The sequence below is a fragment of the Nocardiopsis oceanisediminis genome (genome assembly GCF_048595525.1).
GTDB lineage: Bacteria > Actinomycetota > Actinomycetes > Streptosporangiales > Streptosporangiaceae > Nocardiopsis_A > Nocardiopsis_A oceanisediminis.
Map to the genome: position 1 here is coordinate 3,283,360 of NZ_JAFMZJ010000001.1, position 20,190 is coordinate 3,303,549.

General features: G+C 77.8%; 23 protein-coding genes. 13 read left to right on the top strand and 10 right to left on the bottom strand.

Features of this window, described 5'->3' with window-relative positions:
• Positions 1-43: 43 nt before the first annotated feature.
• From J0910_RS14420 to J0910_RS14435, 4 genes are all read left to right on the top strand, one after another.
• Entirely contained in the window at positions 44-478 is a 435-nt protein-coding gene (locus tag J0910_RS14420; protein WP_420159018.1) for an SRPBCC family protein, read from the top strand.
• A 130-nt stretch (positions 479-608) separates the two neighbouring features.
• The gene (locus J0910_RS14425; protein WP_420159019.1) at positions 609-1,652 is read left to right on the top strand and encodes a hypothetical protein; all 1,044 of its coding nucleotides are present in this window, start codon (positions 609-611) and stop codon (positions 1,650-1,652) included.
• Positions 1,649-2,137, top strand: a complete 489-nt coding sequence (locus tag J0910_RS14430) for a hypothetical protein (protein ID WP_420159020.1) — start codon at positions 1,649-1,651, stop codon at positions 2,135-2,137. The genes J0910_RS14425 and J0910_RS14430 overlap by 4 nt, the downstream gene beginning before the upstream one ends.
• A 70-nt stretch (positions 2,138-2,207) precedes the next feature.
• Entirely contained in the window at positions 2,208-2,606 is a 399-nt protein-coding gene (locus J0910_RS14435; protein WP_420159021.1) for a hypothetical protein, read from the top strand.
• 185 nt (positions 2,607-2,791) lie between these two features.
• Here the strand turns inward: J0910_RS14435 and J0910_RS14440 are convergent, their stop codons facing one another.
• From J0910_RS14440 to J0910_RS14465, 6 genes are all read right to left on the bottom strand, one after another.
• The gene (locus J0910_RS14440) at positions 2,792-4,012 is read right to left on the bottom strand and encodes a glycoside hydrolase family 25 domain-containing protein (protein WP_420159022.1); all 1,221 of its coding nucleotides are present in this window, start codon (positions 4,010-4,012) and stop codon (positions 2,792-2,794) included.
• A complete protein-coding gene (locus tag J0910_RS14445) occupies positions 4,009-4,302 on the bottom strand; it encodes a hypothetical protein (protein ID WP_420159023.1) in 294 nt (97 codons plus the stop codon). Before J0910_RS14445 ends, J0910_RS14440 begins: the two co-directional genes overlap by 4 nt.
• 345 nt (positions 4,303-4,647) lie before the next feature.
• Positions 4,648-6,729: an iron ABC transporter permease gene (locus tag J0910_RS14450; protein ID WP_420159024.1), complete on the bottom strand. Its 2,082-nt coding sequence runs from the start codon at positions 6,727-6,729 to the stop codon at positions 4,648-4,650.
• On the bottom strand, positions 6,726-7,694 hold the full coding sequence (locus J0910_RS14455; RefSeq protein WP_420159025.1) for an ABC transporter substrate-binding protein: 969 nt from the start codon (positions 7,692-7,694) through the stop codon (positions 6,726-6,728). Before J0910_RS14455 ends, J0910_RS14450 begins: the two co-directional genes overlap by 4 nt.
• A gap of 50 nt (positions 7,695-7,744) precedes the next feature.
• Entirely contained in the window at positions 7,745-8,557 is an 813-nt protein-coding gene (locus J0910_RS14460; protein WP_420159026.1) for an ABC transporter ATP-binding protein, read from the bottom strand.
• 880 nt (positions 8,558-9,437) lie between these two features.
• Positions 9,438-9,788 carry a DoxX family protein gene (locus J0910_RS14465; RefSeq protein ID WP_420159027.1) on the bottom strand — a complete coding sequence of 117 codons (351 nt, stop codon included), beginning with the start codon at positions 9,786-9,788 and terminating at the stop codon, positions 9,438-9,440.
• Between the two features lie 88 nt (positions 9,789-9,876).
• Between J0910_RS14465 and J0910_RS14470 the strand changes: the two genes are divergently transcribed.
• Both J0910_RS14470 and J0910_RS14475 read left to right on the top strand, forming a co-directional pair.
• On the top strand, positions 9,877-10,836 hold the full coding sequence (locus J0910_RS14470; protein ID WP_420159028.1) for a LysR family transcriptional regulator: 960 nt from the start codon (positions 9,877-9,879) through the stop codon (positions 10,834-10,836).
• A 298-nt stretch (positions 10,837-11,134) separates the two neighbouring features.
• Entirely contained in the window at positions 11,135-11,941 is an 807-nt protein-coding gene (locus J0910_RS14475; RefSeq protein ID WP_420159029.1) for an MBL fold metallo-hydrolase, read from the top strand.
• 163 nt (positions 11,942-12,104) lie between these two features.
• On the opposite strand, the gene J0910_RS14480 is transcribed toward J0910_RS14475, so the two are convergent.
• Complete coding sequence (locus J0910_RS14480; protein ID WP_420161994.1) at positions 12,105-12,761, bottom strand: hypothetical protein; 657 nt, start codon at positions 12,759-12,761, stop codon at positions 12,105-12,107.
• Between the two features lie 27 nt (positions 12,762-12,788).
• On the opposite strand from J0910_RS14480, the gene J0910_RS14485 reads away from it, so the two are divergent.
• Positions 12,789-12,998, top strand: a complete 210-nt coding sequence (locus tag J0910_RS14485) for a hypothetical protein (RefSeq protein WP_420159030.1) — start codon at positions 12,789-12,791, stop codon at positions 12,996-12,998.
• A 77-nt stretch (positions 12,999-13,075) separates the two neighbouring features.
• Here J0910_RS14485 and J0910_RS14490 read toward each other — a convergent pair whose 3' ends face one another.
• Positions 13,076-13,600 carry a DUF7144 family membrane protein gene (locus J0910_RS14490; RefSeq protein ID WP_420159031.1) on the bottom strand — a complete coding sequence of 175 codons (525 nt, stop codon included), beginning with the start codon at positions 13,598-13,600 and terminating at the stop codon, positions 13,076-13,078.
• An 870-nt stretch (positions 13,601-14,470) separates the two neighbouring features.
• Here J0910_RS14490 and J0910_RS14495 point away from each other — a divergent pair.
• The 4 genes from J0910_RS14495 (at position 14,471) to J0910_RS14510 (ending at position 17,996) form a co-directional block, all read left to right on the top strand.
• Positions 14,471-14,845, top strand: a complete 375-nt coding sequence (locus J0910_RS14495; RefSeq protein WP_420159032.1) for a VOC family protein — start codon at positions 14,471-14,473, stop codon at positions 14,843-14,845.
• Between the two features lie 293 nt (positions 14,846-15,138).
• Positions 15,139-16,317 (top strand): CobW family GTP-binding protein, encoded by a 1,179-nt coding sequence (locus J0910_RS14500; protein WP_420159033.1) that lies wholly within the window; start codon positions 15,139-15,141, stop codon positions 16,315-16,317.
• A 52-nt stretch (positions 16,318-16,369) separates the two neighbouring features.
• Entirely contained in the window at positions 16,370-16,621 is a 252-nt protein-coding gene (gene rpsR, locus J0910_RS14505) for a 30S ribosomal protein S18 (protein WP_420159034.1), read from the top strand.
• Positions 16,622-16,778: 157 nt separating this feature from the next.
• Positions 16,779-17,996, top strand: coding sequence for an alpha/beta hydrolase (locus tag J0910_RS14510; RefSeq protein ID WP_420159035.1), 1,218 nt, complete (start codon positions 16,779-16,781; stop codon positions 17,994-17,996).
• Positions 17,997-18,005: 9 nt separating this feature from the next.
• Here J0910_RS14510 and J0910_RS14515 read toward each other — a convergent pair whose 3' ends face one another.
• Positions 18,006-18,302: a hypothetical protein gene (locus tag J0910_RS14515; protein ID WP_420159036.1), complete on the bottom strand. Its 297-nt coding sequence runs from the start codon at positions 18,300-18,302 to the stop codon at positions 18,006-18,008.
• A gap of 177 nt (positions 18,303-18,479) precedes the next feature.
• Between J0910_RS14515 and J0910_RS14520 the strand changes: the two genes are divergently transcribed.
• A complete protein-coding gene (locus J0910_RS14520) occupies positions 18,480-18,692 on the top strand; it encodes an SHOCT domain-containing protein (RefSeq protein WP_017591899.1) in 213 nt (70 codons plus the stop codon).
• A complete protein-coding gene (locus J0910_RS14525; protein WP_420159037.1) occupies positions 18,689-19,543 on the top strand; it encodes an ATP-grasp domain-containing protein in 855 nt (284 codons plus the stop codon). Before J0910_RS14520 ends, J0910_RS14525 begins: the two co-directional genes overlap by 4 nt.
• On the opposite strand, the gene J0910_RS14530 is transcribed toward J0910_RS14525, so the two are convergent.
• Positions 19,544-20,182 (bottom strand): TetR family transcriptional regulator, encoded by a 639-nt coding sequence (locus J0910_RS14530; protein WP_420159038.1) that lies wholly within the window; start codon positions 20,180-20,182, stop codon positions 19,544-19,546.
• Positions 20,183-20,190 lie beyond the last annotated feature (8 nt).

Sequence of the window (20,190 nt, forward strand, 5' to 3'; positions counted from 1 at the left end):
GTGCCGCGCCGGTGCCCGGCGCGGCCCGGTCTAGCATGCGGCCATGGCACTCTTCCGGGTCGTGCGCCGCTCTCCGCTGTCCGCCGCGGAGGCCTGGCGCCGGGTGACCGACTGGCGGCGGCACGGCGAGCACGTCCCGCTCACCCGGGTCGAGGTCGAGCCGGCCGGGCCGACGCGGCCGGGCACGCTGCTGCGCGCCCGCACCGGCCTGGGCCCCCTCGGCTTCGACGACCCGATGGAGGTGGTCCGCTGGGAGCCGCCCGCCGGCGGCCGCCCCGGCCGCTGCCGCCTGGAGAAGCGCGGAGCCGCGATCACCGGCTGGGCCGAGATCGAGGTCCGCGCGGTCCCCGGCGGCTCCCTGCTCCTCTGGGAGGAGGACGCCCGGATCGGCCCGCTCCCCCGGCTGCTCGACGCCCCCACCGCCCGGGCCGGGCGGATCGTCTTCGGCCGGTTGGTCCGCTCGCTGCTGAGCGGGTAGCGCCCCGGGGCCCAGCCGGGAGGGCCCGGAGAATTTGGGTCCCAGGACCCCAGACCGGGCGAAACCGGGACTTATATCCTCCTCAGGGCGCTGGAACCCCCCGGTGCTCCCCCCTCCCTAGGAACCCACAGTGCCCCCCTCCCCCCGCAGTAGAGAAGGCATCCGCCTCCGGCCGCCGGACGCCGGTGCCGGGAAGATCGAGTACGGAGCGGTCGTCCTGCTCACCGCCGCACTGGTGGCGGCCGTGTTCGCCGTCGACGTCGCCGGGAGCACCCGATCGCTCTACGAAGAGGCCTTCTGCCGCATCGGCCAGGGAGAGGACTGCGCCGGCCCCGGGAACCCGTCCGGAGACGACCTGGAGACCCGGCATCTGCCGCCGCCTCCCGCGCCCGCGGAGCCGATCTGCGACCCGCTGTGCGAGCCGAACCCCGGCTGGACCCCGTTCGTCCAGTGGCCGGACCCCCGCGCGGACCACCCCGAGGACGCCATCGCCATCAAGTCGATCATGGCCCACGACAGCGCCGACGTGGACGACGTCTCGCACAAGACGCTCTTCACCTGGCCCTGGACCGTCCTCGAGAGCAAGGAGCAGGACGCCTACATCTGGGCCAACGGCGGCTCACTGAAGGGCCTGTGGACCGCGCGCCGGGCCCTGCTGCACTTCCTCGACGGCTCCGGCGACGACTTCGAGGTCGACGCGGACGAGATCATGGAGGACGTCCCCGAGTTCCGCGAGGCCGTCGAGAAGCACCGCGAGGACATCGCCCGGGAGGCGGTGAACCGGGCCAAGGAGAGCGGCGCGAAGGGGACGCTCACCTTCCCCGTCAGCAGCGAGTGGAACGCCTTCGGGTACGGTCCCGACGGGAAGTACGTGTACGACGACCCGGACTGGATCAACACCCTGGGCAGCTGGAACCACTCCGAGACGGGCGAGGTGACGGTCTTCCCGCCCGACGAGCCGGGCGGGGAGTGGACCTATGAGATGAGCACGATGACCCACGTCAAGAAGTACTACGACTGGGACCGGGACAAGACGGGCCCGGCGGTCGGCGCGGGCCCGATCGACTCCCCGTTCAGCGAGCGCGACCTGTCCGAGATGCACAGGACCGGCCTGGCGCAGGAGTTCTGGGCCGTGGGCAACACCTCCCCGACGCACACCGAGGGAACCCTATGAAGCGGACGCCGCAGCTCCTCCTCCCGGCGGCCGCCGCGCTGCTGCTGGCCGGCTGCGCCGGAGGGGGGACCCCCGCCGACCCGGGCGGCCCCTCCGAGCCGGCGCCCCGGCCGAGCCCGTCCGGCCCGCCGGAGCAGGTGATCGCCGAGGTCACCGGCCTGGCCCCGCCGGAGTCGGCCGAGGACCTCAGCGCGGAGACCGAGTACACCGACGACGGCCGCCTGCTCCTCCGGGCCTTCTTCCGCACCGACCGGGCCGGGGCTGAGGCCTTCTGCGACGCCGAGAACCTGGGCGTCTACCGGGACCCCGAGGGGCCGTCGGAGGAGGACCGCGAGGCCCACGGGGCCGAGGAGGAGACCGTCGACGGCTCCGCGACGTGCCGCGGCACCGAGCCCGACGAGGGGCGGGTGCAGCGCGACGTCCTGGTCCTCTACCCGGGCCAGGACGAGGCGGCCGTGTACGTCAGCGCCGTCGAGGTCGAGTGAGGCGCCTCCCGCCGGGAGGCCCCCGCCCCGGCCGCGGGGCGGACGGGACGAGCAGGAGGAGGAAGACCGGATGAGGACCGTCCTGGCACTGGCCGCGTCCGCCGCGGTGTGGGCGGCCGGCGCGGCCTCGATCGTCTGGGGCGTCCCCGCGGCCGCCCCCTACGAGCAGCTTCTCTCCGGGGCCCCCGGCCGCCTCGCCTGGTGGGCGCTTCCGCAGCTCCCGCTCGGGTCCGCGGCGGTGGCGGCGGCCGTCGGCGCCTACGGCCGCGCACGCCTGCGGGAGCGGCCGACGCAGCTCGTTCCCGCCTCCGCCCTCCTCGGCCTGATCGCCACGGCCGTTCTGGCCGCGGACGCCCGCCTGCCCGCCTACATCACGGCGGCGCAGGCCCTGTGCTTCGGGGCCGGCGCCGCGGCCGCCTGGTACCTCCTCCTCCGGAGGGGCGCGCCGCGGCGGTTCGTCATGCGCTGACCGGAGGCGGCGCCCCGGGGCCGCGCGGCCCCGGGCGGTGCGGGACCCCGGGATCAGGCCGCACCGGGGGCGGTGCCGGTGCCGAACGGGCTCCCGCCCAGGGCGGGCCGGCCGCCGTCGCCGGCCAGGCGGCCGCTTTCCGCGTCGGCCGGGCCGGGCGCGCTCACCCCGCCGGCGCGGCAGGGTCAGCGCGCGATCGGCAGGACCGCCTCCACGGCGGCCATGTGGCCCGGGGCGCCGGCGGCGACCCGGACCGGGGGCGCCTCCCCGCCGGGGGAGGGCATCCGGTAGCCGACCGCCAGGCCGCGCGGCTGGTGCACCACGGTCCGCACCCCGGGCAGCGACTTCGGGGTCTCGCCCCAGTGGAAGCCGGCGACCACGCGCACCCCGGCGGCCGCGCCGGGCGGGGGCGCCGCGGCGACCCGGGCGGCGTCCCAGTGGGAGGCGGCGGTGTGCGCGGCCACCGGGCCCGTGCCGCGCCAGGCGGTGACCGCGGCGAAGTGCCAGTGCTTCCCGTCGAAGGAGAGCCGGTGGGCCGCGGGGGCGCCGGCGGCCGCCCGCTCGAACAGCCACACCGCCACCCCGTCGCCGACCTGCTCGCGGCGGAGCGGGGACCACCCCTCCGGCGCGGCCGGCCGGTCCCGGTCGTTGGCGCAGGCGTGCAGCAGCAGCCGGTGCCCGTCCGCCGCCCCGTCGGGCGTCGGCACGGTGACGGTGCGGGCGTACCCGCCGGCCTGCGACGCGGAGACGAACGCGTCCTCGGCGCCGTGCACGAACTCCTCGGTGAACACGCTGTCGTCGACCGGGGTGCCGTCCACCGACGGCGGGTCCGCCATCCGCACCTGCCACCCGGACCGCACCGTCGCGGGCAGGCCCGGCCGGTTCCAGCCGCCGAAGGAGAACCGCGGCTCCTCGCCGATCGACGCCGGCCAGCCCGCGGTGTCGCCCGCGAACTCGTGCAGCGCGACGTCGCCGAAGCCCGGGGCGCCGGGGCCCATCACGTCCCCCCACATGCCGCGCCCGGTGTAGACGGCGGGCCGCAGCCCGAGGGAGCGGACCCCGTCCACGTACTCCCGCCGCAGCGGGTAGGGCCCGCCCGGTTCGGGCTCCACGTCCAGCACGAAGAACCTCAGCTCGGCCCGGATCTCCGCGGGCAGCGCGCGCACCCCCCGCTCCCACAGGTGCACCGGCCGGGAGTAGCAGCCGACCCACAGCCCGGCCTCCAGGGCCCGCTCCAGCGCCGCCGCGGCGTGGCCGTTGCGCCTCGGGACCCCGCCCCAGAAGGTGTGCGCGGTGGTGATGAACCCGCCGTACCCCAGGTCGCGGAGGCGGTCGAACCAGGCCCGCTCCCGGGGCGGGCCACCGCCGCCGAAGTCGGTGTCGACCGCCCTGGTCAGCCCGGTCATCCGCCGCCCCTCCCGCCTGCCGCCGCGCCCCGTCCGCGCCGGCGGCGGCCCCACGGCTCCGCCACCGGGCCGATGACCAGTTTGAACCGGCCGTGCGGCACGGGCGCGGCGCCCTTCCCGGTGTGTCCGACCATCACCCCCGGCGGGGTGCCCGGGGAGGCGAGGGTCCCGTGCACCCCGGTGAAGCACCGCATCCCCGGGGAGGGCGGCCGGTGGTCGGCGCCGCCGGACGGCCCGAGCGGGCCGCGCACGAACCGGTCCCGCAGCTCGCGGGGGAGCCGTCCTCCCACCGGACGGCGGCGTACAGGGTGCCCCCGGCCGCCGCCGTCCAGATCAGCGAGGACCGGTCGTCGGAGTGCTCCGGGCGCCCGCCGTCGGGCTGGTCGGGACGGTGCATCCGCCACGGGCCGTAGGACGCTCCGGCGCAGGGGGACTTCAGCGGCCGGTGGCCGCCCCTCCGCGCGGTCGCCGCACTGCAGCGGCCCGGGGCGGGCCTCTCCGGCCGGAGCCCGGCGGGAGGGCGGAGACCCGGGCCGGGGCCGGCCCGGGTCTCCACCGGGCGGCGGTCCGCTCCGGAGGCGGGCCGCGATGCCCCGCCCGCCCGGCCCGGGAGCCGGGCGCCGCGGCGGGGGCCGTCAGCCGCGGCGCAGCCGCCACACGAAGTAGGGCGTGCCGATCAGCGCGGCGAGCAGGCCGGACGGGATCTCCGCCGGGGCGATGAGCACCCGGCCCAGGGTGTCGGCGGCCACCAGCAGCGCCGCGCCGAACAGGGCGGCCACCGGCAGCATCCGGTGCGCCCGCGGCCCCGCCGCCATCCGGGCGGCGTGCGGGGCGACCAGGCCGATGAAGGCCACCGTGCCGACCACCGCGACCGCGCACGCGGCCAGCGCCACCGCCAGTATCAGCACGGCGAGCCGGGTGCGCTCCAGCGGCAGGCCGAGCGTCCGCGGCGTGTCCTCGCCCAGCGCGAGCAGGTCGATCCGGCGCAGCGCCGGCACCAGCAGGACCGCCCCCGCCGCCGCGGCGGCGGCCAGGACCAGCAGGTCGGTGTGGTCGCGCGCGTAGGTGCTGCCCGACAGCCAGGTCAGCGCCTGGGCCGTGCGGAACCGCGCCCCGGTGACCAGGTAGTTGGTGGCCGCCGTGGTCAGCGCGAAGACGCCGATGCCCACCAGCACCAGGCGCTCCGGCGCCACCGAGCCGCGGTGCCGGGACAGCCCGTAGGCGAGCAGGAACGCCGCCGCCGCGCCGGCGAAGGCCGCCGCCGGCAGCAGCGCGTAGGGCAGCGCCGGCAGCGCCACCAGCACCACGGCCGCCCCCAGCCCCGCGCCGCCGCTCACCCCCATGACGGTGAGGTCGGCCAGCGGGTTGCGGGACACCGTCTGCACGATCCCGCCCGCCACGGCCAGCAGCGCGCCGGCCAGCGCCGCGACCAGCAGCCGGGGCAGCCGGTACTCGGCCACCACGTTGCGGGCCAGCTCGGAGCCGCCCCCGGTGGCGAGCGAGAGCAGCTCCCCCGGAGGCACCGGCACGTCGCCGGCCAGCAGCCCGGCCGCGACCAGGGCGGCCAGCCCCAGGGAGCCGGCGGCCGACACCAGGGGCAGCGGGACCCGGCGGCCGCCGCGCGCGCCCGGCACCCCCGGCGGCGCCGGGGGCTCCGCCGGCAGCCTCCGGGCCAGCAGCAGGAACAGCGGGGCGCCGAACAGCGCCGCCACCACGCCGGCCGGCACCTCGTTGCCGGTGGGCGAGGTGACCCGGGCCAGCAGGTCGGCGCCGAGCAGCAGGGCGCCGCCCCACAGCGCGGCGGCGGGCAGCAGCACCCGGTGCCCGCGCACCCCGCACAGCCGCACGATGTGCGGCGCGGCCAGCCCGATGAACCCGATCGGGCCGGTGATCGCGACCGCGGCGGCGGCGAGCAGCACCGAGAGCAGCACCGCCGACAGCCGCAGCCGCCCGACGGAGACCCCCAGCCCGCGGGCGGTGTCGTCGCCGGTGGCCAGGATGTCCAGGCCGCGGGCGAGCAGCAGGCCGCCGATGAGCCCCGCGGCCAGCAGCGGCAGCAGCGACAGCGACCGGCCGCTGTCGGCCACGGCCAGCGAGCCGTGCCCCCAGAAGAACACGGCGCCGGTCTCCTCCTGGAAGAGCAGCACCAGCACCGCCGACACGCTGGACAGCGCCAGCGACACCGCCACCCCGGCCAGCACCAGGTGCGAGGGGGCGCTCCGGCCGCCGGCGACGGCGTGCACCAGCGCGGCCGCGGCCAGCCCGCCGAGGAACGCGAGCGCGCCCCGGGGCAGGTCGCCGAAGGAGGCCCCGGTGACGCCGGCCAGCACCACCGCCAGGTAGCCGCCGGCGGTCACACCGAGCGTGTCCGGGGAGGCGAGCGGGTTGCGGACGCAGGACTGCAGCAGCGCGCCGGAGACCGCCAGCGCGGCGCCGGCCACCAGCCCGGCGAGAGTGCGCGGCAGCCGCGCGCCCAGCAGCACCGCGCGGGCGTGCTCGTCCCCGCCGAACAGGGCCGGGAGGTCGGCCAGACCGACGCCGGTGCGGCCGTACCCCAGGTGCAGCAGGGCGACGGCGGCCAGCGCCAGCAGGCCGCCGAGGAGGACCGCGGCGGCCGAAGCGGCGGGGGCGGGCCGCCGCCTCGGGGGTTCCGCCGCAGGGGAGGGGCGCCCGGCGGACCCGCCGAGCGCCCCGGGGGCCGGGGCGCGCGTGCTCATGCGGTGAGCGCGCCGGTGATCTCGTCGGCCACCTGCCGCGCCGAGTAGGGCCCGCCGAAGTACCAGGTCCCCGGGTCGAGCGCGTGCACCCGGTCCTCCTCGACGAACTCCAGGCCCTTCCACAGGGCGTTGTCGGCGAAGTCGCCGGTGAACACGTCGTCGTCCTCGGCGGCGACGTAGACCAGGTGGGAGTCCTGGACCGGCTCCAGGCCCTCGACGTCGACCTTGCTCATGCCGTAGGCGTCGGCCTCGGCCTCCCAGGCGTTGGCGAGCCCCAGCTCGCCCAGGAGCGCGCCGGGGATGGTGCTGCCGGTGAGCACCTCGACCACGGCGGCCCCGTCGCCGGTGTAGCCGCGGGCCACCGTCACCTCCGTGCCGTCGGCGCCCGCCTCGGCCAGCTCCTCCTTCATCCCGGCCAGCTCGGCGTCGAGGTCGGCGAGGACCTGCTCGCCGGTCTCCTCCTCGCCCACCGCGGTGGCGATGGTGGAGAAGGTGGTGCGCATCTCGGCGTACTCGCCCTCCTCGGCGTAGGGGTCGAAGACCAGGGTGGGGGCGATCTCCTGGAGCTGTTCGAGGTTCTCGCCGGAGCGGAGCTCCGAGGTGATGATCAGGTCCGGGTCGAGCGCGCGGATCGACTCCAGGCTGGGGGCGTCGCGCAGGCCGACGTCGCGCACGCCCTCCTCGAAGCGGGGGCCGGCGGTGACCCAGGCGCCGTAGCCCTCGGTGTCGGCGACGCCGGCCGGGGAGACGCCGAGGGCGAGCAGGTCCTCGGCGTAGGTCCACTCCAGCGCGACGACCTTCTCGGCCGGGGCGTCCAGCTCCAGTTCGCCGAGGGTGTGCTCCAGGGTGATCGCGCCGCCGCCGGCGCTCCCGGAGGTCCCGGCCCGGTCGCCGGCGGCGCCGCAGCCGGTCGCGGCGAGGGCGAGGGAGAGCACGGCGGCGGAGGCGGTGAGGGGTCTGTTCATGGGGGAGGTGTTCCTTGGTCTTCCGGGGCGGTGGGGACGGCGGGGGGAGGTCAGTCGGAGGAGGCTCCGGGGCCGCCGCCCCGCCGGTAGGGCAGGCAGGTCGGCAGGCCGGTGTGCGGGTCGGTGATGACGGTGGTGTCGATGCCGAAGGCGGTGCGGACCACCTCCTCGGTCATCACCTCGGCGGGGCGGCCGCGGGCGACGATCCGCCCGCCGGCCAGCACCGCCATGGTGTCGGCGAACGCGGCCGCCTGGTTGAGGTCGTGCAGGACCACGGCGACGGTGATGCCGTGCTCGTCGGCCAGCGAGCGGACCAGCCGCAGCACCTCCACCTGGTAGCGGATGTCCAGGTAGGTGGTGGGCTCGTCGAGGAGGAGCACCCCGGCGCGCTGGGCCAGGGCCATGGCGATCCAGGCGCGCTGGCGCTCGCCGCCGGAGAGCCGGTCCAGCGGGCGGTCGCGGAGCGGCAGCATGCCGGTGGCCTGGAGCGCCCACTCGACGGTGTCCCGGTCGTCGCCGCCCGCGGACCGGGAGAGCAGCCCCTGGTGCGGGTGGCGGCCGTAGGCCACCAGCTCGGCGACGGTGATGCCGGCGGGGACGGTCGGCGTCTGGGTGAGGAAGGCGAGCCGGCGCGCCAGTTCGCGCGGCGGGTAGGAGGCCGCCTCGCGGCCGTCCAGCAGGACCCGGCCGGCCTCGGGGCGGTGCAGCCGGGCCAGGGTGCGCAGCAGCGTCGACTTGCCCGATCCGTTCGGCCCGACGAGGGCGGTGACCTCGGCGTGCGGGAGGTCGAGGGAGACATCCCGGCAGATCGGTTCGCCGCCGTGGGCGAGCCGCACGCTCTCGGCGCGCATCGGGACGGTCATGCCTGGGCCTTTCGATCTCGGGGGAGGGCGGCGGGGGCGCCGCCGGAGCCATCGGCGGAGGCCAAGCCTAACTTAGGCAAGGCTTCACTACTCACCTGGGCGGCTCCGGCGGCTCCTCCCGCCGCCTCCTTCCGGGCGGCGCTTTCGGGTGACGGGGAGGAATCCCCGCTCGAGGGAGAGCGCGGCCGTATTCGTCACCGGAGGTCCGGGCGGCCGGTTCCGGGCGCGATTCCGTCCGAATCCGGCCGACGGGCGAACCCGGACGGAAAAAGGGCGGGAGTGCGCTCCCCGGAAACGTTCTCCGCGCTGTCCGTACAGGTGAGTGCGGTGCCCGCATTCGCTTCGGGCGGCATGGGACCCGTCTTCACCCGAAAGCGGTCTTGGCGGCGCCTTTTCCAGGGCCGCTTTCCGGTGCTCGAAGGCGCGAAGGGGGATCGCGGACGGCGGATTCCGCCGGAATCCACCGGCGCGGCACGAGCGCGGTGAGCAGGGGGCCGCAACGCCGGAGCCGCTGGAAGAGACCGCGGAGGCGGTCGGCCTGCCCGACGAGCGGCCCGGCACCGGCGGCGGCCTCGATGCGCTCCGGGCCGGAGCGGGCCGAGCGGCCGCGGTGCTCGACCGCGATGTCCGGTCGGCGGGCGGGTGCCCGGGCTTCGGGCCTGCGCCGTCGGGCTCGGAGCCGGCTTCCGAGGCGGCCTCGGCCGCGGGCGGCCTCCTCCGCCGGCCCGCCCGGTGAGCCGGGCGACCTGCCGGGCGAGGCCGGGTTCCCGGCCGGCGGAGGAGACCCGTGTCCGCGGTGCGGCACCGCCGGCGGACTGCTCGCCCCGGGGAACGGGGAGCCGGCCCGCGGCCCTTCCGGGGCCCGGGCGGGCCCGCCGCGCTAGGCGACGGCGAGCTGCAGCCCGAGCGTGACCGCGGCCAGCAGCAGGAACACACCGGGGAAGACCAGGTGGGAGTAGGCGCGGGCGCGCAGGACGGTGGCGGTGGCGCCGGTGAAGTACAGCAGCAGGCAGCCGGCCGCGGCGATCCCGACCGGTGGGACGGCCAGGCCCGCCAGGAGGCCGACCGCGCCCGCGGCCTTCGCCGCGCCCAGCGGGTACAGCCAGGAGTGCGGCACCCCGTAGGCGGTCATGTTCCCGAGGATCCACCCGGAGCGGGCGAAATCGGCGATGGCGGCCGCGGCGTTCGCGGCCGCGGTCGCGACCGCCGCCACGACATAAGCGGTGAACACGTGGACTCCCTTCCCGGAGCGATCGATGCCCCGACCCTGCCCGGCGCCCTGGGCGGGCGTCCAATACATGTCTCTATAACCTGTTGGAATGGATGTGGATACGCGCCTGCTGCGCTACTTCGCCGCGGTCGCCGAAGAGGGCAGCCTCACCCGGGCGGCCCGGCGCCTGTTCGTCTCCCAGCCGGCGCTGACCAAGCAGATCCGGAGCCTGGAGACCGGGCTGGGAGTGGAGCTGTTCACCCGGTCGCGGAGCGGCATGGCGCTCACCGAGGCCGGGCGGACCCTGGCCGAGCAGGCCCCGGAGCTGCTGGCCGCCTGCGACCGGGCGCTGCGGGAGACCAAGGGCGCGGCGAGCCGGGCCGCCCGGGTGCTGCGGGTCGGCTTCCTGGCCAGCGCCGCCAACGAGGCCACCCAGGACATCATCGCCGGCTTCGGCCGCCGCCGGCCGGGGTGGAGGGTGGAGATGCGCCAGGCGGCCTGGTCGAACCCGACCGCCGGGCTCGTCGACGGCGAGGTGGAGGTCGCGCTGCTGCGGCTGCCCTTCCCCGGCGCCGGGGCGCTGCGGGCGGAGGTCCTGCTCACCGAGGAGCGCCGGGTGGCGCTGCCCGCCGCCCACCCGCTCGCCGGGCACGACCGGATCGACTTCCGGGAGCTGCGGGACGAGCCGTTCGTCGCCGCGCCGGCCGAGACCGGGCGGTGGCGCGACTACTGGCTGGCCGCGGACGAGCGCGGCGGCGTCCCGCCGCGCATCGGGGCCGTCACCGACCAGCCCGACGCCTGGCTGCAGGCGATCGCCAACGGCTACGGCATCGCCCTGGCCCCCGAGTCCGCGGCGCGCTTCTACGCGCGGCCCGGCGTCGTCTACCGCCCCGTCACCGGGGTCGCCCCCAGCAGGGTCGCCGTGGTCTGGCCGCCGGCGGCCGACACCGACCCGGTCGTCCAGGACTTCGTCCGCTGCTGCCGGGAGGCGGTCGGCGGTGCGGCCGGCGGCCGAGGGGGGCCGGCGGAGGAGGCCCCCCGGGGCGGGCCGGAACCGGGCCCCGGGTAGCGCCCGCACGGCCGCGCGGCCGCCCCCGGCGGGCCGGGGAGGCCGCGAGCCCCCTCCGGAACCGCGCCGGGGCCGACGGCCACCCGCGCGGGCGATACGCGGGGCCGGAGGCCGCGAGGGCCTTCCGGACACCGCCGTGCGGCCCTCCGCCCCGCCCGGGCCCCGGCGGCCGGGGCCCGGGAAAGGCGTCCCGGGAAGTCGGAGGACCCGCGCCCCCGCGGTGGCGTAGCGTTGTCGCTCGACGACCGAAAGTGGCGGCCGCTCCGGGGGGCGGCCCCGAGGAGGAAGGAAGCCCGCGGTGAAGCTGCAACTCGTCGGGACCGGATCGATCCTGACCGCCCGGATGAGCGCGTCGGCGCTCATCGACGACAGGCTCCTCATCGACGCGCCGAACGGGTCGATGAAGGCGATGCGCCGGGCCGGGCTCGACCCCTGCTCCGTCGACCTCTGCCTGATCACGCACTTCCACGCGGACCACTTCTTCGACATCGTCTTCCTGCTCCTGGAGCAGGGGCTCCAGCGGCCCCGGGAGCGCGACCTGGTGCTGATCGGCCCCACCGGCTTCGCCGACCGGGTGGACCGCCTCTTCGATCTGGGCTACCCCGGGGTCTGGGAGGACATCAGGGGCAAGGTCCGCCCCCGCTACGTGGAGTTCGACCCGGGCGAGGGCGGCGTGTGCTCCGAAGGCGGCTACACCGTCCGCGCCCTCCCGATGGAGCACGCGGTCCCGGCGCTGGGCTACCTCATCGCGGACGGGGACGGCGCCCGCCTGGGCTACACCGGCGACACCGTCCGCTGCCCGTCGGTCGACGAACTCGCCGCCGACGCCCCGGTGCTGGTGCTGGACGCCTCCTTCCCGAAGCAGGGCCGGGTGGGCCACATGGGCCTCGACGACGTGGAGGCGGTGGCCGACCAGTGGCCGGACCTGCGGCTCATCCCCACCCACCTCGGCGACGACGTCACGCACTCCTCGCGCCCCAACATCGTCTTCCCCGAGGACGGGCAGGTCTTCGAGGTCACCGACCAGGGCCTCCGGAGCGGGCCCCGGGAGGTCCCCGGGCAGCGCGGCGGGCGGAAGGGCGTCGTTCCGGGGCTGGGGCTCTGACCGGCTGGGCGGCCCGGCCCTGAGAGGCCGTCGGGTGTCCGGACGGTCGCCCGCTGGGGCCGCCCCGCGCCCGGACGCTCCGGGCGACCGCTCGCGCACCCGGCAGCCTCTGAGCGGGACGCGGACGGGGCGCGCCGCGCCCGCCGCCCGGCGCGGAGCCGGGTCAGGGCGCCGAGGAGGGGCGGGCGCCGGGCGGGATGTCCACCGCGATCTCCCCGCCCAGCCGGGCGCCGCCCTCCAGGTCCAGGCCGTCGCCGCTCCAGAACCGGCCGGGGTCGTACCAGTCGGGCCGCCGCCCGCCCGGCAGCAGCCCCATCGCCTCGTAGGTGAGCGCGACGACCTCGGCGCAGTAGGCGGTCTCCAGGGCCGCCTCGGCGCGGCCGCGCCGCCTCAGCAGCGGCGGGACCCGGCCGCGCAGCCACCGCCCGGCGAGCCGGGCGGTGGAGGGGAAGGGGGTCCCGTCCAGCCGGGCGACGGTGCGCAGCACGGCGTCCTCGGCCTCCCGCCCGACCGGGTGGTCGAGCTGGCGGAGCCAGGCGCGCTGCCCGTACTTGGTGGCCCAGACGACCACCGCGTCGCGGAGGTCGTGCAGCTGGACCCCGCGGTGGTGGCCGCCGGTCCACATGTCCGGCAGCGACCTGCCGAGCTCGGCGTGCCACATCAGCGGCGGCAGGTCGTCCAGGACGACGGACATGCCGACGTGGTTGACGGGGCTGTTGGTCGTCCACTGGATGGCGCGGTCGGGCGCCGAGCGCCCGCGGAACAGCCACACGTCGCCGGTCCGGGTGAGTTCGACGGCCTCGTCCAGACTGATGCGCATATCGGTCACGGCTGTAGCCTAGGGGCCATGCGTCGCTGGAAGGCAATAGGACTGGCGGGCCTCGCGGGCGTCGCCGCGACCGGGGTGCTCATCGCCCGCGCCGAGCGCCGCAGGCGCGCCTACACCCCCGACGAGGTCCGCGACCGCCTCCGCTCCCGGTTCACCGAGGCCGTGCCGGGAGCCCCCGCGCGCCCCGCGGCGGAGCGCGGAGGCGCGGACGGGGCCGCCGCGGGCTGACCCGCGCCCCGTCCGGCGGCCTGCGCCGGTGCTCCGCGCGGCGGCCGGCGGTGCCCGCCGCCCGGGGCCGCCCGGGGTCAGTCCAGGGACCGCTCGTGCCTGCCGAAGTGCAGCGGCCGCTGCGGCTCCCTCCGCTCGTCGCCGGGGACCGGGGCCTGGTCGGCGTCGCGGTGCCCGGCCAGGTAGGCCTCCCGGCGGGCCTCGGGAACCGGGCCGGCGGGCGCGGCTCCGTCGGACCACCCGGCGGTCAGGCCGTAGACCACCACCCCGTCGGCGAGGATCACCAGCACCGACCAGACGGGGTAGGCGTCCAGGAAGAGCATCTGGGCGACGGCGTTCAGCCCGGCGGCCGCCACGCCGAGCACCCTGGCCCACATCCGGCCGTACGCGGCGGCGGCGCCGGCCGCGATGAGGACGGCGCCCCACGCCGCCAGCAGCACCCCCCACACGGCGTACCCGCTCACCAGCGGCTGCCCCTCCGCGGCCAGGTAGTACTCCGGGACGAACCCGGCCACCGCCCCCTGGACGAGGTTGGCCGCACCGGCGAAGACCAGCAGGCAGGCGGCGAAGACCCGCCATCCGCTCGGCCGCCCGTTCACCATCGGTGCCCCCTTCGGTGCCCGGGGCCGGTGCGGCCCGGGGCGCGTCGGCATCGGCCTCAGCCCCCCACCCTGCCGGTGACCGGAGGAACGACTCGATCGGCTCCCCGCCATGTTCGGGTAAAGCTCCGCCGGCCGCGCACCGCCCCGCGCCGCCGAGGAGGGGGTCGGCACCGCCGGGCGCCGGCCTTTCCCCTGCCCCCAGGCCTCGCGCCGGTCCGCCCAGGTCGGCGCGGACCACCGTGGCCGCGGCCCGCTCCCCGCCGGGGCCGCCCCGAAGCCCGCGCCCGTCCCGCCGGCGCCGAGCCCGCACCGGAGCCGAGCCGCCGATCCGGCGCGGGTCCTCGGGCTTGAGGCCGGACACGGGGGAGGGGCCGCAGGGGGCATTCCGGCCGCCGGCCCGGAGCGGATCCGATCCCACCGGGAGCGTGCGCGCGGTGCCGGCGCGGCGGACGTGCCGGGCCTCTCCCGGTCACCGCGGAGCAGCGGCCGGCCGGGGGCGGCGCCGGAGGTCCGGCGGGGGCGGCGGTCCGAGGGAGGGGCGGCGGGCGGACGCCGGGCGGAGCGGCGCTCCGGGGGGAGGCGCCGCTCGCCGGGAGCCGGGGGCCGGCTCATCGGGGACGGGGGACGTCAGCCGTTGCAGCCGCAGGAGCAGCCGGCCGAGCAGGAGCACGAGGAGCCGTGCCCGCAGGAGCATCCACTCATCGGGGTGTCACCTCCCTCTCTCCTACGGAGCATCAGCGGTGCGCCCCGGAAAGTCAACGGCCTCCGGCCCGGCGCACCGGCCGCCGCACCGGGCCGTGCGGCGGCGGGAGGGGGCGCCGCCTGCGTGTCGCCCTGGCGCGGCGACCGTTCCGTCCCGACCATGGTGGTATGGCCATCACGCACGCCAGGCTGATCGCCCTCCCCGTCGTCGACCAGGACCGGGCCAGGGACTTCTACGTCGGCGTCCTCGGGTTCACCGTGCTGGCCGACCGCACGATGGGGCACGTCCGATGGCTCCAGGTGGCGCCGCCCGGGGCGGGCACCGGGTTCCTGCTGACCGTGGTGGAGCAGGGCTTCACGCCGTACGGCACCCGGGGCATCACCCTGGAGAGCGACGACCTGGACGGAGACTGCGCCCGGCTGGCCGCCGCCGGCGTCGAGGTGGAGGGCCCCGACGAGCACCCCTGGGGGCGCGAGGCGGGCTTCAGCGACCCGGACGGCAACGCCTTCGTGCTGGCCGGACCGGTGGCCGGCGGGGGCTGACCGGAGGGCGGCCGGCGCGCCGCCCCTTCCCGCCCGCCGCCGGGCGGGCCCTCACCGCGCCCCTGGGCCGAGGGGCGATCCGCCCCTCGGTCGCCGGCCTCGGCCGGGACCGTCCGCGCCGGCGCCGCCCTCGCGGCCACCGGCGCGCCGCCCCGGTCCTGCCTGTGCGGCCCGCCCCCTCCCCGGACACGCCCGGCGCGATCGCCGTGCCGGTGCGGAGCATCCCGCCGGCCGTTGTACAGTAATGATAATCATTTTCAAAGTTCGGGTGAGGAGAGACGAGGTTCCCCGACATGGACTACGCCCTGCCCGCGCGCGTCGCGCTGGTGACCGGCCTGCACGGCGGCGCGCGCACCCGCGCGGTCGACCGGCTGCTGATGGCCGAGCCCGGCGCGATCGCCGTCCACCACGACATGAGCCGCATCGCCCGGGGCGAGGTGCACCGGGTGGTGCGCGACCGCTGGGGGGTCATCGAGCGGACCCGGGTCGAGCTGGTGCACTCCTGCGTCTCCTGCACCATGCGGCTGGACCTGATCCCGCTGCTGTGCCGGCTGGCCGAGCGCGGCGAGCACCCGCTCTACGTGGTCGAGGGCTGGGACTCGGTGCCGCCCCGCGCCATCGCGGAGGCGCTGACCATGAGCATGGTCGGCGACCGGCCGGTGACCGACCTGCTCCGCCTCTCCGGCGTCATCGGCGCGGTCGCCGCCGACCGCCTGCTGGATGACCTCGCCACCGAGGACGCGCTGGCCGACCGGGGGCTCGACGTCGCCGAGGAGGACGCCCGGGGCGTCGCCGAGGTCCTGGTGGAGCAGGTGGAGTACCCCGGATCCGTGGTGCTGGACGCGGAGGGGTGCACCGCCGAGGAGCGCGACCGCTGCTCGGCCATGCTGGTCCAGCTCAACCCGGCGGCGGTCGTCGCGCCCCCCGAGGGCGACGCGCTGCGGGTCATGGCCGACGCCGGGTTCGACCCGGAGGCGGCCGCCGCGCGCACCGACCCGGCCACCGCCCAGCCGCCGGACTTCCACGAGGCCGGCGGGGTCCGCACCGTCACCTGGCGCCGCTCCCGCCCGCTGCACCCCGGCCGGCTGCACGGCGCCCTGGACGACGTGATCTCCTGCTCGGTGCGGAGCCGGGGCCGGTTCTGGCTGGCCAGCCACCCCGACACCATGCTCGCCTGGGACGGGGCGGGCGGCGCGGTCGCCATCGAGCCCAACGGCCCCTGGCTCGCCGCGCTCCCCGACGCCGCCTGGGAGCTGGTCTCCGAGCACCGCAAGGCCGCCGCCTCCCTGGACTGGCGGCCCGAGCACGGCGACCGCTGCCAGTGCCTCAGCTTCACCGGCCCGGGCCTGGACGCCGAGCGGCTCACCGCGCTGCTCGACTCCTGCCTGCTCACCGACGAGGAGATGGCGGCCGGCTACGCCCCGGGCGGCTCCGACGACCCGTTCGACGACATCATCGCCGCCTCCCGCTGAGCCCGCCCCGCACCCCGACCGCCGCACCGGAAGCGAGAGAGAAGGAACCGCCGTGCCCGCGAACCGCCGAATCCCCCGCCGCCGCAAGTCCGACCCGCTGAAGGGCGTCGACTACATCGACTACAAGGACACCGACCTGCTCCGCAAGTTCATCTCCGACCGGGGAAAGATCCGCAGCCGCCGGGTCACCGGGGTGACCGCCCGGCAGCAGCGGCTCATCGCCGCCGCGATCAAGAACGCCCGGGAGATGGCGCTGCTGCCCTACCCGACCCAGGAGCGCACCGCGTCCCGCCGCACCGGCTGACCCGGACCGGGGCCGCGCCGCTCTTCCCCGGCCGGGGCGGCCCCGGTCCGCCTCCGCCGCGCACCGCCGCTTCCGGGCCGGCGGGCGGGCCGGATTCGGCCCGCTGCGCACCCGGCGGTCTTCGCATGGACCGCCGCGAAACGGGCATGATGTGCCGATGAAGCAGCCCCTCAGGCAGGCCGAGAGCCTGCTCCGCCTGCCCGGTGTCCGAACCGTGCCCCGCCCGGTGCACCCCGACGGCGACGAGGTGTTCGACCTCGGCTACGCCCGGGAGGGCACCCCCGGGGGCGTCCCGCTGCTGGTCGTCCCCGGAGGCCCCGGCCTGGCCTCGGTGCTGCCCTACCGGATGATGCGCCGGGACGCCGGCAAGCGGGGGTTCGACACCGTCATGGTCGAGCACCGCGGCGTGGGCCTGTCCCGGCGCCGCCGCGACGGCACCGACCTGCCGGTGGACGCGATCACCGTGGAGGCCGCCGCCGACGACATCGCCGCGGTGCTGGACGACTGCGGCCTGGGCCGGGCCGTGGTCTGGGGCTCCTCCTACGGCGGCTACCTGGCCCAGGTCTTCGCCGCCCGGCACGGCGACCGGGTGGCGGGCATGGTGCTGGACAGCGCGATCGGCTCCGCGGCGGACGGCGAGGCGGCCCGCGAGCACATCCGCCGGCTGCTGTGGGACGGCTCCACCGACGAGACCGCCGAGGCCGCCGGGAAGCTGCGCAAACTGGTGGCCGACGGCGCGGTCACCGCCGAGCGGACCGGCCGGGTGGTCCCGGTGGTCTACGAGTTCGGCGGGGTGCGGGCGGTCGACCGGCTGCTGGAGGCCGCGGCCCGCGGGCGGACCGGCACCTGGAACCGGGTGGAGCGCCTCGCCGGCCGGGAGACCGCGGAGACCTCCCCGTTCATCCTGGAGTACGACCTGGCCGGGGCGATCCTGTTCCGGAACCTGCACCGGATGGTGCCGGACGGCGGCCCGCTCGACCCGGCCGTCGACTTCGCCGACATGGCGGAGCGCTTCCCCGCCTTCGAGGGGGAGACGGTCGACCTGGACGCCGCCCGGCCGGACTTCGCCTGGCCCACCGCGGTGCTCAGCGGCGCCCGCGACCTGCGCGCCGTCCGCCCGGTGGCCGAGCGCACCGCCGAGCGCATCCCCGACGCCGAACTGGTCCCCTTCGCCGACTCCGGGCACAGCTTCCTGGACCGGTTCCGCTTCGCCGGGCTGCTCGCCGCGGCCGCCGTCGCCAACGGGCGCCACCACGACCTGCCCGGCTACACCGCCCGGGCGGAGGCCCTGCGCGGACCGAACAGCGCCGCGGCGATCGCGGCCTACATCTCCGCCTCCCTGGCCGTGGACGAGCGGCTGCCCCGCCGCCGCTGACCCCGGCGGTCAGTCGTCCGGGAGCACCTCCAGGAAGGCGATCCGCCCGCCGGCCACGTCCAGCACCAGCATCCCCGGCCCCCACGGGAGGGACAGGTTCCGGTGGCCGGGCCCGTGGCCGCCCTCCGGCGGCGGGGCGGTGTACAGGCTCGCGCAGCCGGTTTCGCCGCACCGGCAGGGCCCGTGCACCCGCAGCCCGGGCACGGAGCGCGCCAGCCGCTCCTCGCCCGCGTCGCGGAGCAGCTCCTCCAGGTCGGCGGCGAGCGCGGGCCGCACCTCGCGGAGCAGCGGCAGGGAAGTGTCCACGGCACCATGGTAGGCCCGCCCGCCGGTCGCGGCCGGGGCGCCCCGCGAACCCGGACCGGAGCGCGCATCCGGGCCCGGGCCGCGGGATCGGGGCCTCCACCGGGGCGGCCGGGGGGAATAGGCTGGAGGGCGGACGGCGCGGACGGAGCGGCCGCCCGCGCCGGGGAGGTGAGTGGGATGCCGATGATGGCCGTCTTCGTGGCCGCGGTCGCCGTCATCGCGGTGGTGCTGGTCGTGGCGGTGGCCATCGCGGCCGAGCGCACCCCCTCCGCACCGCCTCCGGAGGAGCCGCGGCGGGACCCGGCCATGGAGGAGCTGCGCCGCCGCTACGCCGAGGGCGAGATCGGCCGCGAGGAGTTCCTGCAGCGCAAGATCGACCTGGAGGAGTGACTCCCGGACACCCCCGGTCCGGCGCGGACGCCCCCGCCGGCCGCCGGCGGCCGGCGGGCACCGCGGAGGGCGGAACGCCCCGGCCGCAGGTCCTCGCGCTGGGGCCGCGCCCCACCGGAACCGGTGCGCTGCTCGCCGCCGCCGCGCGGCGGCGCGGTATGCGGGTGGCGGCCCTCCCGCAGGACATCGGCGCGGCGCCGCCCGGCGGCTGCCACTACCAAGGCGGGCCGCTCTTCGCCGATCAGGTCGCCGGCCCGCTGGAGCTCGCCCTGCTCGACCCGCCGGGGGACCGGCCGGCCGCGCTGCCCCGCCGGGTCCGGGCGTCGGTGCTGGACGAGGCGCGTACGCTGACCCGCCCCGCGTTCGTCAAGCCCGCCGGCGGCAAGGAGTTCCCGGCGCGGGTCTACCCGGACGGGCGCGCCCTGCCCGGCGGCCTGCCGCCCGAGTCGCCGGTGCTCATCGCCGACCCTGTGGTCTGGGTCGCCGAGCTCCGCCTCTTCCTGCTCGACGGGGAGGTGCGGGCCGGCGGCCGCTACGCCTCGTTCGGCCGGCTGGACGCCGTGCCGCTGCACCGCGACCCGCTCGGGTCCGGGGCGCTCGCCTTCGCGGGCCGGCTGCTGGCCGAGCACGCCGTGACGCTGCCCAGCGCCACCGTCCTCGACGTCGGCCTGATGCGGCCGGACGGCGATGCCGCCGAGCAGTGGGCGGTCGTCGAGGCGAACATGGCCTGGTTCAGCGGCTGCTACGCCGCCGACCCGGACCGGGTGCTGGACGTGGTGCTGCGCTCGGCCGGCCCGCGGCGGGAGCTGCGCGGGGGCGACCGCCGCTTCGTCCGCTCCGCCGCGGCCTGATCAGGCCCGGCCCGCGGCGGGAGGCCGGCAGACGAGCCGGGGCAGTGCCGAAGCGGCCCAGGACCTCCACCGCTCGACGCTCCACCCGCGGTCGCGGGTGAGCAGCGTGTAGGTCTCGGGGCCGTGCAGGGCCAGGGCGACGTCGGCGGCGCGCCGCACGGTCATGTCCGGCCGCAGCGGGGCCTTGGCGGCCAGGGCGGAGAGCAGTTCGAGCTGGACGCGGCGGCGCCGCTCCAGGTCGGCGCGCCATACCCGGGCGGCGTCGGTGTCCTCGGGGGCGGCCAGCCGGACCGACTCCAGCAGCGGGGCCGCCCGGGCGAGCACGCGGCCGGTCCCCGCGACCTGGATGCGCAGCTGCTCGGCGGCCGAGCCGGCGGCCAGGGCGGCGCGGACCCAGGGCGCTCCGACGCCCGCCGGGGCGCCGGCGCCCGCCCGCTCCAGCGCGGCGGTGAGCGCGGCCGCCCGGGTGGCGAACGCGCGGCGCACCTCCTCGGTGCGCACGCCGGCCTCGGCCGCGATCGCCTCGGCCCGGGCGGCCGCGCAGCCGCGGCGCACCACCAGCCGGGCGGCGGCGTCGGCGATCCGCGAGCGCGCGGTGTGCCGGGACGCGCCGCGCGGCGGCCGGGGACCACAGGTCATGGATGGAC